The sequence below is a fragment of the Pinibacter soli genome (assembly GCF_029961145.1).
GTDB classification, from domain to species: domain Bacteria; phylum Bacteroidota; class Bacteroidia; order Chitinophagales; family Chitinophagaceae; genus Pinibacter; species Pinibacter soli.
In genome coordinates this window covers 2,026,239-2,042,739 of the sequence record NZ_JASBRG010000007.1, presented here as the reverse complement: position 1 = coordinate 2,042,739, position 16,501 = coordinate 2,026,239, and the positions used below count along the sequence as shown (strand labels likewise).

Sequence of the window (16,501 nt, the reverse complement as noted above, 5' to 3'; positions counted from 1 at the left end):
GCAAACAACTAACAATACTCATTTTTAATTACTTAAACGTAAAACTTGCATATGAAGAAAAGGAAACTCAACCAGCGATTGGTGTTTATGCTGTGTGCATTCATCACCACGCTACTGCTTAGTGAAAGTAGTTTTGCACAAAACGCCGCACTGCGAAAAATATCAGGCTCGGTAGTAGATGCAAAAACTGCACAAGGAATCTCCACTGCTACTATTCTTGTAAAAGGATCAACGAGAGGATCCGCCACCGATGACAAGGGGAACTTCTCTATTGAAGTGGCAGATGGAAACGTGCTACAAATAAGCCACCTGGGATTTACCGCAAAAGAGGTGACAATAACATCCGCTACAAATAACATTAAGATAGAATTGGATCAAAGCCAAAACAACATGGATGAAGTGGTTGTAGTTGGTTATGGCAGCCAAAAAAAGAAAGTGGTAACAGGCGCTGTGAGCAGCGTTAAAGGTGGCGCTTTAGAAAGCAATCACACTATCTCCACACTCGATGCATTGCAGGGGCAAGCGCCTGGCGTGTATGTGTCATCTACATCCGGTCAACCGGGCGATGCACCCAAAATTGTTATCCGAGGTAAGGGAACTAACGGTGATGCTAACCCACTTTATGTTGTAGATGGTATGCCAACAACGGACATCTCCTATCTTAATCCGGCAGACATCGAATCAATGGACATTTTGAAAGATGCTGCATCTTCTGCGATCTACGGCACACAAGCTGCAAATGGTGTAGTACTTGTAACTACAAAACGCGGAAAAGCCGGAAAAAAATCTCTCACTTTCGATGCGTTCTATGGCTGGCAGAATCCTGCAAGAAAATTAGGTTTGCTGAATGCCAAAGAATACGCCATCATTATGAATGAAGCAGCAATCAACTCTGGCAGAGGGCCATACTTCTTTTATTCTCAAAAACAAATAGATACAATGGGTGCAGGCACAGATTGGCAAAAAGAAGCCACTGTGAAAAATGCAGCCACACAGAATTACAATCTTACTTATTCGGGTGGAAATGATCAGTCTGTTTTTTCTACAGCTTTATCATATCAAAAACAACAAGGTGTTATTGGATTGCCCGGTAAGTCATTCTACGAGAGAATTGGTTTCAGAATTAATTCAGAGCACAAAGTGTATAAAGATATCATCAAAGTTGGTGAGAATCTTACTTACACCCACTCCAATCAAAATGGTATCGGAACAGGAAATATTTACGGCAACTCCATGCGTGCGATCCTGAATGCGAGCCCGGTGTTCCCTGTGTATAATGCAGATGGAACATACGGCAGATCATGGCAGGCGAGCGAAGCAAACCCAATAGCAGTAATGGATGTGAGTTACAATAACCAAACTGTGTAAGATCGTATTTTTGGTAATTTGTACGGCGAAGTAGCTATTGTAAAAGGTTTGAAATTCCGGAGTGATTTTGGTGTTGATCTTTCTTACAACACTTATCAAAAGTTCACTCCGATCTACAACTTAAGTTCAACATTTGTAAACAGCTCTACAATAGCTGCACAGGAAATGTATAAAAACTATACATGGAACTGGGACAACACTTTGAACTATACAAATACATTTGGCCTGCACAATGTGAACGTTGTAGTAGGTACAAGTGCAAGAGAATACTCTTTGTTCAATGTAAAAGGAAGTGGAACAGGCATCACAACCATTGCTGATTTCGACCACGCTATTCTTTCAAACATTACGCAAGGAACAGCGAAAGCTTCAGGTACTGCGGGTTCTCCTTACGCACTTAATTCTTACTTCGGAAGAATTAACTATAACTACAACGAAAAATATTTGCTGACAGCAATTGTTCGCCAGGATGGCTCTTCACGTTTTGGTGCTAACAACAGATGGGCGACCTTCCCTTCAGTGTCTGTGGGTTGGGTTGTAACCAATGAAAATTTCTTCAAAACAAAAGCGATCAACTTCCTGAAAGTACGTGCAGGCTGGGGAAGAAACGGTAACGACAGAATTCCTGACTTTAAAGCATTATCAACCCTTACAACAGCCAACCTTGGTTATTACTTTGGTGGTGCCAGCAACACTGTTATTTCAACAGGTGCAGCTCCGGGTTTGATCCCTAATCCAGATCTTAAATGGGAAACATCAGAGCAAACAGACATTGGATTCGACATGACTTTCTTAAAGCATTTCAGTTTCAACTTCGATTACTACAACAAGAAAACAAAAGACTGGTTGGTGCAAGTGCCTGTACCGGATTTAGTAGGAACTGGTGCTCCATTCATCAATGGTGGAGATGTAGTGAACAAAGGCGTTGAGCTTGCGTTGAACTATCAGAACAAAATTGGTGAAGTAACTTTCAGTGTAGGTGGTAACATTGCATTCAACAAAAACAACGTGTTGACAGTGGCCACTGCAGATGGTATCATTCACGGTGCCAACAACGTATTGTCTTCTACTACACCTGAATTCTATCGCATACAAGCCGGTCATCCGATAGGTTATTTCTGGGGATATAAAACAGCAGGCATCTTCCAAAATGAAAAAGAGGTTGCAGACTATACAGGTAAAAATGGTTTGATTCAACCAAATGCAAAACCTGGTGACGTTCGCTTTGCAGATATTAACAAAGATGGAGTACTTGATGATAAAGACAAAACACAGATCGGCAGCCCGATTCCAACCAACACATACGGCGTTAATCTTTCTGCAGCTTACAAAGGATTTGATCTTTCAATACAGTTGAGCGGTGCAGGCGGTTACCAGGTGGTAGACGGTGTTAGAGCAACTGATGCATTCTACAGCAACTATTCTACTGAAATCCTGAACAGATGGACAGGAGAAGGTTCTTCGAGCAAATTGCCGAGAGTAACAATGGGCGATGAGCTAAACAAAAACTGGGGCAACTTTTCTGACCTGTACGTTCACAACGCGTCTTTCATGCGTGTAAAAAGCATCAACCTTGGGTATGACTTGAAAAGGCTGATGAAGAATGTACCTATGCAGCAATGCCGCTTGTATGTCTCTGTATTGAACCTGTATACATTCACACACTACTACGGTATCGATCCTGAAATTGGTTATGGTAACACTGAATCTGATAACAATACATGGTCATCCGGTATCGACATCGGACGCTACCCAACACCAAGAACAATTCTTGTAGGATTGAACGTGAGATTATAGAGAGAAAGAACGCTGATTGTCAAGATTGTCAAGATTTTTTAAGATAAAATGTTTTGAATAAAGAAGAACCTGAAGAATTAAAAAGATCATAACAAATCATGAAAATCTGCGTTCCGTACTAACAAAAAAAACATCAGCAAATGAAACTCAATAATAAAATTTTTATAGCCCTTGTGGCAATCGTTGCACTCGCATCGTGCAAGAAGAGCTTTCTCGAAAAAACGCCTGTAGACGCCATTGCACAGGACGATTTTTACAAAACACCAGATGATGCTTTCAAAGCATTGGTCGCATCATACAACGTATTGGATCTAACGGGTTATGGCAACATTGTCTTAAGTTCAGAAATCACGTCTGACGATTGTTTCGGCGGAGGTGGTCTGGCTGACAACGGTCCAAGACAGTGGGATAAATTCCAGGTCTATACCAATCTGAATTCAGATGCATGGAAGAAATACTACCAGGGAATTTACAGAGCAAATATGCTTCTTTCTCAAATGGACAATGTAGATTTTGGAACAACACCGGCATTAAAAAGTCAATATTTGGGAGAGACATATTTCCTGCGTGCTTATTATTATTTTGATTTGGTACGCATGTTTGGTAATGTGCCTTTGCTCACAAAACCAATTGAAGGCAGTGACTATTATATCAAACAATCCTCTGCTGACAGCGTGTATCGTTTGATCGCTTCTGATCTTAAACAAGCCATCACATTGCTAACACCTTCTGCAGTTGCTTATTCTTCCATCAAATCAACTGACTATGGCCGTGCAACAAAATGGGCCGCTGAAGCATTGATGGCAAGAGTTTACATGTATTATACAGGCTATTATTCAAAGCAAGATTTGATGGGCGTTTTCACAAAACAAGATGCAACGGCTGCGGTTGAAGATGTGATCAAAAACAGCGGCTATGGTTTGGTTGACAAATTTGCAAATTTGTGGAGACCGGCATCCGGAACAAACTTCGCGGGACAAAATAATAAAGAAGGCGTTTTTGTAATTCAGTATACTGATCAGGGTAAAGGCGATTGGAACAAACAAAATGGTAACCGCTTCCAGGTAATGGTGGGCCTTCGCAACCAGGCGCTGGGCAACTATTACAAAGGCTGGGGAATCGCCGTTGTCAATGGTGGATTGTGGAATGCTTATGATGCCACCGACACAAGAAGAGGTAGCTCAATCATCTCTATAGCTGATGAACACCTGACTTATACAGTGGGCGATCAATACCAATACACCGGTTATTTCTGGAAAAAATACGCTCCTGTAAATGACGCTTCAAGACCGGACGCAAACGGTGGCGATTTTCAGATTGATAACTATGATAACTACGTTGCTATTCGTTTTGCAGATGTGTTGCTGATGGGAGCAGAGTTGAATCTTGCAACAAATCTTTCAAAAGCACAAGGTTATTACGACCAGATCAGGGACAGGGCTTACGGCGATGCATTGCACAGAAAAACGTTAACAGGAGATGCTGCAGGTTTAAATCTTGTAATGAACGAACGCAGACTAGAACTTGCATTGGAAGGCCAGCGTTACTGGGATTTGTTAAGACAAGGATTGGATGCTACCAAACAAGCCATTGATAACACAACTGGCGGAACTGATTTCAATGTCAGCTTCCGCAAGGAAACAAAAGGTTTGTTTGCAATACCTGAAGCACAAATAGGATTGTCAAACGGAACATTAACGCAAAACGCGGGATGGAATTAAAACTGAACAGACATCTCTTGATATTCAAAACAATCAAAAAGATTAAAATGAAAAACATATATAAATTCTCAATTGCTGTGATCATGGGCGCTTTTGCTGCATGTTCACCAAGCGAAAAAAGAGTAGAGTTACCTGCAATCATCGATAAATCACAATTGAAATTCACGGTAACTCAAAACCCAAGTCATGATAACGTCGCTTATCTGAACAGCCAAACGCCAAATGCAAATCCGTCATGGGCCTTTGGTACATCTTTCTCTACTCGCGTAAAGGATACAGTATTGTTGCCTTTCGGCGGAAATAACACCATTAAATATGGTGTGATTTCTGGCGGAGGTTTTGTGCAGGATTCCGTAACGATCAAGGTTACAAAGAACGATGACGAGTTTTTTGCAAACCCTAACTGGAACCTTTTAACCAACGGACAAGCCGGTAAGACATGGGTGCTTGACATGGTGAACCCAATGGGATTCTATGGATTGGATTGGGGCAAAGGCGGCTCTGGAGATTGGTCATGGGAGCCAGATCTGGCAAGCAATTCATGGATCATGCCAAGCAGGGATTACGGTGAGATTAGATTTGACCTTAATGGAAATTTCAATTACAAAAAGATATCAAAAGATGCAAGCGGCAATGCCTCTACCTGCATCGGCACCTTTTCCTATGATTTTGCAAATAAGATAATCAACCTGAATGGTTGCGAGCTATTATTTGGCGGCGACTATCATAGCGCAGTGGCAAACTGGAACTCCGTTAAAGTGATCCGTTTAACAGCAAATGAAGTTGTACTGGGCGTTATAAGAACTGTTGATCCTTGTTATTTGGGATTCAGGTTTAAGCCGAAACCGTAGGTAATTGAAAATTGAAAGTTGAAAATTGCTCCTCATTATTGACGAGCATTCTAAAAGGCGAACAACTTTCAATTTTCCACTTTCAATTTTCAATTGTTTTCAGGCGTCTCTTTTTAATTACTATAAGCAAGCAAGCATCCGGTGGTGTCGGGCGAAAGCTTCGAAGGCCATCGGATTGCTTTTTGAATGAAGAAGTTGTTGGTGTGAGTCTCTAAAATGTTTTTTGCGGTGGACGTTCTTGACGTTTACAAAGAAGTTGCGGCTTGCCAGCTGCACCAAGCGAAAAGCCATCAAAAGCTAGTTTTATAAGATTGAAATAGCGTATATATTTGTGTTAGATGGTTATTTCAACACCGGAACAACCAATATCTTAATCTAGGCTTGATATGAAAAACATAGATCAACAAAGCTTAGAGAATGCTTACCGTAACGAGAACATACGAACTCTTTTAAGTAACATAAGATAATATGGACATCTTTACCGACAATAAACTTCACCCCGGGCACGACACTGCAATAAAGCCTCATTACAAGGAGTATTTTGACACGGTATTCATTGCTTTTTCGCCTTTCTTTAAGTTAAACAATGGCGGTTTCTCAAAAGAAGGTTATCAAAGGTCGCAGCAGATAAGTTTTGACGAGGCGCAAACGGCAAATGAGCTTTTCCAAAAAATGCCTAAGCCCGCTGCTGATATTTACTCTTATAACAATGAAAGTTATCCGGACGACGATGCGATTTATGAAAAGGCTGAGCAAGTATCATGGAACGCTGTGAAAGAAGGTTGCGGTTTTCAAAGTTTTGACGAAATTAATAGGGCACTAAAAACTTCAATTGGCGCTTATCGCAGAATTTTCAAACGAGCTGATTTGGCGCAAACACTTTCTGATTTTGCGACTGCAAATCAAATTTATTATCCAACTGAAGGTCACTTTGAAGTGCTTTCGAAAAAACAGATGCTGAAGGCTTTTCGCATGTTGGCCAAAGAGAATGTTGTTATTGAAGAACAGTTTGGGCTAAATAAAAGAGAATTGAACATTGCTTCCATTGAAGAAAAGGAATTTGTAGATACGATAAACTTTCATGATTATTTCATTTATGATGCAAGCAAAGAGCTGCTTTTTGCAGTCGATTGGGACGACTTCTTCTTTTTAATTTGTTCAAACAGGCAAATTGTAGATAAGTTGGTTGGTACTTTAAATTTTGAAGGGTTTTATTGCGACGACACAACAGAAAGTGCCTGGGATTTAACACGTGAAGAGATAGAAGCTGGTCTGCAAATAGAAAAGCAGCGTGAGAACATCAAACAAACGAATCAGCTCGTTGATAAGAAGCCCTGGTGGAAATTCTGGTAAACTCATTGAACCCATGCAGAAGGGAAGCAATTTGATAAAAGACAGAATAGACTAACAACCTAATGTATACTCACTTCTTTAATATTTTAGCAACTCCAACATTGATAAACAAACAAAATATGAATCTCCCATTGATCAAGAGAATCTCACTTGTATTGCTTCTTTTTGTTTCTGCTGCTTCCATTGCGCAGACGAGAAATACGGCATCTTTCAACAGCAACTGGAAGTTTTATTTAGGTAATGCCACTGATCCTCAGTCGGCAACTTTTAATGATGCTTCGTGGCGGTCTTTGGATCTTCCGCACGACTGGAGCATTGAATTACCATTCGACTCTACGAGCCCGACAGGCACGGGCGGCGGAGCGCTGAGAGGTGGCTTGGGTTGGTACAGAAAAACATTCACAGTGCCTGCTACTACAAAAGGCAAAAAGGTGTTCGTCGATTTTGATGGCGTATACATGAATAGTGAAGTTTTCATCAATGGTCATTCATTAGGAGTAAGACCCAATGGTTTCATTTCCTTCCGCTACGACCTGACTCCTTATTTGCACTATGGCAATGAGAAAAATATTATTGCAGTGAAAGTTGATAATTCAAAGCAACCAAACTCACGCTGGTACAGTGGTTCGGGCATTTACAGAAATGTATGGCTCACTACAGTCAGCGATGTTTTTGTCGATCATTGGGGGACACATATCACGACTCCACAAGTGGATGATCAGTCCGCAAAAGTTGTTTTAACCACCACTGTTAACAATGCAAAAGCTGAGAACGGAATCGTTTTGGTGAAAACATCTCTCTATGATGCTACTTCCAAAATAGTAGGCACAAGCAGCAACAATATTGCGGTTCCGCAAAAGGGTACTACAAATACCACACAACAATTTTTAATTGCAAAACCAAACCTTTGGTCTGTTGACAGACCTTATTTGTACAAAGCTGTAACGCAGATATTGGAAAATGGAAAGGTAATTGATGAATACACAACAACCTTCGGAGTTCGCTATTTCAACTTCGACATAGATAAAGGATTTTTCCTCAACGGAAAACATCTGAAAATTCGCGGCGTTTGTGATCACCATGATCTTGGATGTTTAGGAGCGGCTGTCAATACCAGAGCACTGGAAAGACAACTGCAAATACTAAAAGACATGGGTTGCAACGCTATCAGGACATCGCACAATCCGCCAGCACCAGAGCTTTTGGATCTTTGTGATAAAATGGGTTTCGTTGTAATGGATGAGGCTTTTGATATGTGGAAGAAAGAAAAAAATCCGTACGACTATCATTTGTATTGGGATGAATGGCACAAGAAAGATCTAACTGATCAGGTAATGCGTGACCGTAATCACCCGTCTGTTTTCATTTGGAGCGTGGGAAATGAGATCATAGAGCAATGGGACAAAGACGGCGACACACTGGGTGCAGGCATTCTTCGGGAATTGGTTAGCATAGTAAAATCATTGGATGATTCGAGGCCAACCGTTACTGCAAACAACGAACCCAACAGTTACAATGCACTACTGAAAACGAATGCCACGGACCTCATAGGTTACAACTATCATCATAATGATTGGGATTCTGCTATCATCAAATGGTACCGCAAGCCGTTCATCGTAACCGAGTCTGTGTCTGCATTGCAAACGCGTGGACATTACGATATGCCATCCGATAGCATTCGCCGCTGGCCACAGCAATGGGATAAACCACTAACAGACGCAAATGCCGATCTTACTTGTTCAGCTTATGAAAACTGCGCTACTCCATGGGGGTCTACACACGAAGAGACTTTGAAGGTGTTTGAAAAATTGGATCATGTTTCTGGTATGTTCATCTGGACAGGATTTGACTATATCGGCGAACCAACGCCGTACCCATGGCCCGCACGCAGCTCATACTTTGGAATCGTTGATTTGGCAGGCTTTCCCAAAGATTCATATTACCTCTATCAAAGTGTTTGGACGGATAAGCCAGTGCTGCATATTTTGCCTCACTGGAACTGGAAGCCCGGACAAACAATTGACATGTGGGCATATTACAACAATGCGGACGAAGTGGAGTTGTTCGTGAATGGAAAATCATTGGGGGTTAAAAAGAAAACGGGAGATGATTTGCATGTAATGTGGCGCACCACTTTTGTTCCGGGCACGTTAAAAGCAGTGTCACGCAGAAACGGAAAAGTAGTTTTAACTAAAGAAGTAAGAACGGCAGGTGCTCCGGCGAAAATTACGTTGCAGGTAGATAGAAAAGCCATCAATGCCGGCGATGATCTTTCTTTTGTAACAGTTCGCATTGAAGATAAAGACGGCAACCTTGTTCCTGACGCTTCAAATGATGTGCAATTTAAACTTTCAGGCGGTGGTTCATTTGCGGGTGTTGACAACGGTTGTCAAACCAGCATGGAGTCATTTAAAGCCGATCATAGAAAGGCATTTAATGGTCTTTGTTTGGCGGTTGTAAAAGCAGCTAAGGCAGGAAAAGTTACACTTACTGCCACTTCTCCGGGATTGAGTTCAGCAACAGTGAATATTGATGTGAAATAATGAAATAGTATTTCAGAAAAAGTGCGGTGAGATTTTTCACCGCATTTTTTTTATGATTAATAATTAATTAAAAATTAATAGTGCACCAAAGTCTGACAACTACCAACCAATTGAAGACATTCACTCTGAAGGCTTACATTTGTCCTATAATCAACACGAATGTTTTTCATTCTCTCTAAACTTTTTTCAATATTCATTGATCCGGCAACCTGGTTGATCCTTGTTGTGCTTCTCGCTGCTTTTCTTAAAAAAGGTAAATGGAAAAAACGGGCGACCATTTTCGCAATAGCCTTATTTATCTTTTTCACTAATGGAGCGATCTTGAATTTTATCATAAACGCATGGCAGCCCGGGCCCGCAACACTTACAAAGAAATACAGTGCCGGAATCGTACTCGGAGGGTTCACGATTTTTGATGCAAAAGGTAAAGGGTATCTCTCCGGCACTTCAGACAGATTTATTGCCACTGCCACATTGTATCATTCAGGGCATATAAATAAGATCATTGTTTCCGGCGGCGATCCTTCCATCAAGCAGGACAAACCTAAAGAAGCGGATTTTGCAAAGTATATGTTTATACAGGATGGCGTGAAGGCGGAAGATGTTTTTGCCGAATCCAATTCACGCAATACTTTCGAAAACGCTATGTATTCAAAACGAATACTCGACTCACTACATTTGCCGCCCCCGTATGTGTTGGTGACATCTGCACTCCACATGCCAAGAGCGGCAGGCACTTTTAAAAAAGCAGGCATCGATGTGGATATTTATCCATCCGCCTATCAAACAGTTGAGACACCTTTTTCTTTTGCTGACCTGATTCCCAGTGCTGATACGTTGGTTCAATGGCGTAGTTTTATAAAAGAAGTCGTCGGATATTGGGCTTATAAAATCACAGGCAAATTGTAGTGTGGCGAAATGCATTCGCCCTTACCCACCGATCAACCGGTCTCAATAGTGAAGAATGATAACAATCGAAAAAATAACCGATCACAACAAACTTGATCTTTTTCTGGAGCTCACAAAAGAATATCTTGTTGAGTTGGGAGAGGACTTATCATTTCAATCAGTGCAGTCGGAACTGGAAGAGCCGTTGCTAAAGTATGGTCCACCCAAAGGCTTGATACTACTAGCTTTCGTAGATGAAGAAGTTGCAGGATGTATTGCACTTCAGCCTATCTTACCTCACTATCATTTAGCCGCCACAGCAGATAGAAATGCATTTTGTGAAATGAAACGCATGTATGTAAAACCTGCATTTAGAAAGCATGGAATTGGAAATATTTTGGTGGAAGAACTTTGCAAAGAAGCGAGACAACTCGGCTACACGCACATGTGGCTCGATACTTTAAGAAGAATGCAACCCGCGATTAACTTATACAAACGCCACGGGTTTTACACGATCGACCCGTACTACCACAACCCTCTGCCTGGTGTGATTTTCATGGAAGCAGAGCTGAATAATTTGAAAATTTGAAAATGTGCTAATTTGAAAATGCTTTAGGTCGATCATTTGTCATTAATAATCGTCAGCCCTTAACGCTGTCATTAGATAACACCTAATGTTACACCGAACGAATTTTCAAATTAGCACATTTTCAAATTTCCACATTACGGAACTTTCTTCACTTCCACATTCCGCAACTCTTCCAATTTATATACAACCTCTTGCAGTCTTGTTTTTGGAATACCTATTATTAAGTGGCTGAATAGTTGAATTTCTTGTTTAATGATCGTGCAACCCGTTTGTTTAACGATCATCATTACGTCGTTCATGCAAGTATAATCGAAATCAACTTTGTACGAAACTTCAACGGGACGTTGTGAAAGAGGCAACACCTGCAAAACCAATGAAGCAGCCATTTTATAGGCATTGATCAAACCCGGGACGCCGAGTAATGTGCCGCCAAAGTAACGCACCACTACAACAAGTGTATTTACTAGTTGCTTACTATCGATCTGGCCAAGAATTGGTTTGCCGGCAGTACCCGAAGGTTCACCATCATCGCTCACGCGGAAATTATTGCCATCTAATCCCAGGCGATAAGCAAAGCAATGATGCGAGGCTTTGGGATGTTCTTTCTTCAGCTCTGCCAGTCTTGCTTTAAAATCATCTGCATCCTTAATGGGAAAAGCATAGGCAATAAACTTGCTTCCTTTGTCCTTATATTCTGCAACGGCTGTTTTGTCGATCGTATAATAAAATTCCTGGTCGCTCATGTTTGGTTAAAAAGATCTACTGTTATTAGTAAAGAAATCGACTCTGTCAGTAAGCAACCTGAGTTCGTCGGTTTTTAGGGCGTTGGTCAATGAAGGCGCTTGAATGCCCTCGTCAATCATTAATTCATCGTTTGTAATTATTCTTGCTTCATCCCAATATCCTTCATCTATAAAAGATTGCAGGAGACGTGTGCCGCCTTCGATCAGCACACTTTGAACTTGCAATTGATACAAAGCATTTGTAATCTGATGAACAATGCTCGTGTCTTCGCTTATTTGATAGTATTCAATATTTTCAGTTTGCGAATGCTTATGTTTATTGAAAATAATTGTTCGAACAGAATTGTCTAAAATTTGGTGTGTTGACGGCACTTTCAGTTCCATGTCAAGAAATATCCTCACCGGATCGGAGCCTTTCCACAGGCGTGTTGTGAGAGAAGGGTTATCATGAAATGCAGTGTTGGTTCCCACCATGATTGCCGCCTCATCGCTTCTCCATTTGTGAACGAGCCGGTTGGAAAAATCATTACTGATATTGATTCGTTTAAAATCCGAACCTCCGATTTTACCATTGTTGCTTTGCGCCCATTTCAAAATAATGTATGGGCGATAGTTTGTATGAAAAGTAAAAAAGCGTTTGTTTAGTTCACGGCATTCATTTTCCAAAACATTCATCGTTACTTCTGCACCAGCATTCTGCAATTTTTCAATTCCTTTTCCATCTACCTGTTTAAAAGGATCTCGGCAGCCAACTACTACTTTGAGAATGCGTTCATGAATGATTCTGTCTGCACAAGGCGGTGTTTTGCCAAAATGTGCACAGGGTTCCAGCGAAACATAAATAGTACTTTGAGGAATGAGATGTTTGTCGTCTTCCTTTACCGAATTGATGCAATTCACTTCTGCATGCGCCTGGCCATATATCCGGTGAAAACCTTCTCCAATGATACGGCCTTCATGCACAAGCACAGAACCCACCATAGGGTTGGGAGCTACATGCCCGGCGCCATTTTTTGCCAGTGCAATGCAGCGATGCATATATGTTTCGTGGGAGGTCATCTGTAGATGGGCAAAGATAAGGGTTAACGCTTAATGCTTAACACAGACCGCTTAACGCCAAAAGCCTGATTGTGCGGCAGTCTATACTATTGGTAGCAGGATGATGCGCTGAAACCGCGTTAAGCGTTAGGCATTTGGCGTTAAGCATTGTCCTATCTTTGAATCATGACGCTTAACGACCACCAGCAGCACCTTTTTTCGCTTCTTTCAGGCGTGTACGACTCACGCGAAGCTGCAAATATTGCCGATTGGGTATTGGAAAATATTACGGGCTGGAAAAAGATTGACCGTGTTGTAAACAAGCACTCGGAGCTTTCTGCAATGCAAATAGCAAAACTTGAACAGGTAAGTAGCGATCTTTTGAAACACCGTCCGGTGCAATACGCTTTGGGCGAGGCCTGGTTCTATGGTATGAAATTTTATGTAAATGAGGCCGTGCTTATTCCAAGGCCGGAAACAGAAGAGTTGGTGGAATGGGTGGTGAATGATTTTCAAAACAAACAACGGGATGATTTTTCCATTTTGGATATTGGTTCGGGCAGTGGCTGCATCCCTATATCTATGAAAAAAAATCTTGCATGGGCAGCTGTAAACAGTTGCGATGTCAGCCAGGCGGCGCTGAGTGTTGCTATGCAAAATGCGAAAACACTGAACACTGATGTTCGGTTCCGTCAATTGGATTTTTTGAATGCAGCAAACTGGCAGCAACTTGGAACCTTTGATGTGATCGTAAGCAATCCGCCTTACATTCCAAATGAAGAAATAGTGGAGATGGAAAAACATGTTGTTGATTTCGAGCCACATCTGGCGCTATTTGTTGAAAATGAAAATCCATTGATTTTTTATAAAGCCATTGCTGATTTTTCGGCACAACATCTAAAAACAAAAGGAACCATTTATATGGAAACTCATATGGCGCTGGCGAATAGTGTGGCAGATATTTTTACCAATGAACGGTTCGAAACAGTGCAGGTGAGGAAAGATCTGCAGGGTAAAGACAGAATGGTTAAGGTGGTTAGAAAATAATAAAATTAATGTCGAGATATATTTGCTGTTTCTTTTTCCTTAAATTACAATACCTAAAAACATACTGTTACAGTTAAGTATTCCTCTTACAAAATACTGTGTCAAAAGTAAATGATTGAAGAAAAATTATCAGTAGAACAACTGGTCTGGCAATCTCCTATTGCCATAGCGATTCTGTGTGGGCCGGATTATATCGTTGAGCATGCTAATGATCTATACCTTGAAGTGGTAGATAAAAAAGCAGATCAACTTATTAATAGGTCTTTGTTTGAAAGCCTTCCCGAACTGGTCAATCAAAACATAAAGCCCTTGCTGGACGGGGTTATGTCAACCGGTATAGCCTATCACGGACACGAGTTCGAGGTTGATCTTGTGAGAAAAGGAAACAGGGAAAAGGTCTATTTCAATTTTGTTTATCAGCCGCTTCGTAACAGTAAAGGTATTGTAGACAGAATAGTGGTGGTAGCAACAGACGTTACCAAAACTGTGAAGGAGTCGCATGCTTTGCAGGAAAGTGAAAAACAGTTCCGCAGCCTGGTAATGCAATCAACTATTGCCATGGGCATTTTGAGAGGAAGGGAGTTGAAAGTGGAATTGATAAACCCCGCGATGCTGAAGATTTGGCAAAAGGAAGAAAGCGAAGTGCTGGGCAAGAAGTTGTTGGAAATATTTCCCAGGCTGGAACATCAGCGCTTTCCCCAACTTCTGCTGAATGTGTATGATAGTGGTGTCACATACAGTGAGACGGAAGGCGTCTCATACGTTGATATGAAAACTCACATCGCTACACTATATTTCGATTTTACATACGCACCGCTTTTCGAAAAGGATGGCACAACCGTTCAGGGGATAATGATGACGTTAAACAACGTTACTGACCAGGTAGAAGCGAGACTAAAAGCAGAGGAAAACGAAAAACGATTGCTCCTTGCAATAAGGGCCACTAATCTTGGCACCTTCGATCTTAATCTGCTGGAAAATTTTTACGGCGACATTTCACCAAGACTTAAGGAAATTTTTGGTTTCAACAAAGATGAAAGTGTCACACGTGTCCATTTGTTTGACCAGGTGCTTCCGGAAGACATAGAGGTCGTACAGGAGGCGCACCGCATTGCCAGAGAAACTGGCAAACTTAGCTATGAGATACGCATCATACATCAGGATGGTAGTATTCACTGGATAAAAGCAAGCGGCGAAATGTTGTACGACAACAACAAAACGCCGGTGCGTCTTTTGGGAACAGTGATGGATATTACCGAAAGCAAGCGCATGGTGGAGGTTTTGCGGGAAAGCGAAGAGCGTTTCCGAACAATGGCGAACACTGCGCCGGTGAAAATTTGGGTGGCAGATACAAATGGAAAATTTACATTTCTAAATAGACAATGGTTGTCGTTTACCGGTCGATCGCTTGATGAAGAGTTGGGCGATGGCTGGCAGGAAGATATTCATCTGCTGGAACGCGAAATGGTATTGGAGGAGTATACTTCTCACTTCAACGAACGCACACCTTTTACCATTGAATTTAAGATGAAAAGGCATGATGGCGTTTACAGATGGGTGGCAAATTCAGGCGTGCCGAGATATACGCCGGAAGGGCTTTTTGAAGGGTACATCGGTTCTTGCATGGATATACAGGCAACCAAGATCGCTCACGAGGATCTGGAAAGGATAGTAGCTGAACGCACAAGAGATCTGCAGGAAGCCAATGATCAGTTGGAAAAATCAAATTCGCAGCTGGAGCAGTTTGCATATGTATCCAGTCATGACCTGCAAGAGCCGTTACGTAAAATTCAAACCTTCTCGGACCTTGTTTTGCAAAAAATAGATGAACCTGGCTTTGATGGAAAACTTTACATCAAAAAAGTGATTTCATCTGCGGGAAGAATGTCTGTTCTGATCGAAGATCTTCTCAATTTTTCACGCATCAACAAAACGGATGAAAAGTTTGATACCGTCGATCTCAACAAGGTACTGGAGAACGTAGTGAATGATTTCGAAGTGCTGATCGAGCAAAAAGGTGCGAAGATCATAAAAAGTTTAATGCCTCGCATAAAGGCAATTCCCATTCAGATGAATCAATTGATCTTTAATCTAATAGGGAACGCGTTAAAATTTTCAAACGAAAATCCTGTTATCGAAATTTCAGCGAGGGTTCTGCCACGTGAAGAGTTGAAGCTATATCCATTATTACAAAGCAGCAATCGCAATTATGTTGAGCTGACTTTTAAAGACAATGGAATTGGTTTTGATCAGACATTTGCTGAACAAATTTTTCTGATTTTTCAACGATTAAATGATAAGAATAAATACAATGGCACCGGTATCGGTTTGGCGGTTTGTAAAAAGATCGTCGAGAACCACAACGGCGTGATTAAAGCCGAAGGCAAACGCGGCGTAGGAGCAAAGTTCACGATCGTGCTGCCGGAGTAAAGAGCACGCAGATGACGCTGATCTAACTGATTTTCACTGATAGATTTCTAATAAAATAAAACCAACAAGATTGTTTAGTCTTGCTGTTTTTTTATTTTATGTAAGATTTCAGTATAAGATCAGTGTAAATCAG

At 41.3% G+C, this 16,501-nt stretch carries 10 protein-coding genes and 1 pseudogene; 9 read left to right on the top strand and 2 right to left on the bottom strand.

What is annotated here, in order from left to right:
• Positions 1-51 precede the first annotated feature (51 nt).
• From QJ048_RS18680 to QJ048_RS18650, 7 genes and pseudogenes are all read left to right on the top strand, one after another.
• A pseudogene (locus tag QJ048_RS18680) lies at positions 52-3,165 on the top strand (SusC/RagA family TonB-linked outer membrane protein).
• A gap of 140 nt (positions 3,166-3,305) precedes the next feature.
• Positions 3,306-4,886, top strand: coding sequence for a RagB/SusD family nutrient uptake outer membrane protein (locus tag QJ048_RS18675; protein ID WP_282335933.1), 1,581 nt, complete (start codon positions 3,306-3,308; stop codon positions 4,884-4,886).
• 47 nt (positions 4,887-4,933) lie between these two features.
• Complete coding sequence (locus tag QJ048_RS18670) at positions 4,934-5,737, top strand: hypothetical protein (protein WP_282335932.1); 804 nt, start codon at positions 4,934-4,936, stop codon at positions 5,735-5,737.
• Positions 5,738-6,205: 468 nt separating this feature from the next.
• Entirely contained in the window at positions 6,206-7,090 is an 885-nt protein-coding gene (locus QJ048_RS18665) for a DUF2711 family protein (RefSeq protein WP_282335931.1), read from the top strand.
• Between the two features lie 119 nt (positions 7,091-7,209).
• A complete protein-coding gene (gene galB, locus QJ048_RS18660; RefSeq protein WP_282335930.1) occupies positions 7,210-9,633 on the top strand; it encodes a beta-galactosidase GalB in 2,424 nt (807 codons plus the stop codon).
• A gap of 159 nt (positions 9,634-9,792) precedes the next feature.
• On the top strand, positions 9,793-10,542 hold the full coding sequence (locus QJ048_RS18655; protein ID WP_282335929.1) for a YdcF family protein: 750 nt from the start codon (positions 9,793-9,795) through the stop codon (positions 10,540-10,542).
• Positions 10,543-10,597: 55 nt separating this feature from the next.
• Positions 10,598-11,110 (top strand): GNAT family N-acetyltransferase, encoded by a 513-nt coding sequence (locus tag QJ048_RS18650; RefSeq protein ID WP_282335928.1) that lies wholly within the window; start codon positions 10,598-10,600, stop codon positions 11,108-11,110.
• A 134-nt stretch (positions 11,111-11,244) separates the two neighbouring features.
• Here the strand turns inward: QJ048_RS18650 and QJ048_RS18645 are convergent, their stop codons facing one another.
• Together QJ048_RS18645 and ribD are read right to left on the bottom strand one after the other, a co-directional pair.
• Positions 11,245-11,853, bottom strand: a complete 609-nt coding sequence (locus QJ048_RS18645; protein ID WP_282335927.1) for an IMPACT family protein — start codon at positions 11,851-11,853, stop codon at positions 11,245-11,247.
• A 6-nt stretch (positions 11,854-11,859) separates the two neighbouring features.
• Positions 11,860-12,912 (bottom strand): bifunctional diaminohydroxyphosphoribosylaminopyrimidine deaminase/5-amino-6-(5-phosphoribosylamino)uracil reductase RibD, encoded by a 1,053-nt coding sequence (gene ribD / locus QJ048_RS18640; protein ID WP_282335926.1) that lies wholly within the window; start codon positions 12,910-12,912, stop codon positions 11,860-11,862.
• 165 nt (positions 12,913-13,077) lie between these two features.
• On the opposite strand from ribD, the gene prmC reads away from it, so the two are divergent.
• Both prmC and QJ048_RS18630 read left to right on the top strand, forming a co-directional pair.
• Positions 13,078-13,938, top strand: coding sequence for a peptide chain release factor N(5)-glutamine methyltransferase (gene prmC, locus QJ048_RS18635; protein WP_282335925.1), 861 nt, complete (start codon positions 13,078-13,080; stop codon positions 13,936-13,938).
• A gap of 111 nt (positions 13,939-14,049) precedes the next feature.
• A complete protein-coding gene (locus QJ048_RS18630) occupies positions 14,050-16,368 on the top strand; it encodes a PAS domain-containing sensor histidine kinase (RefSeq protein WP_282335924.1) in 2,319 nt (772 codons plus the stop codon).
• Positions 16,369-16,501: the final 133 nt, after the last annotated feature.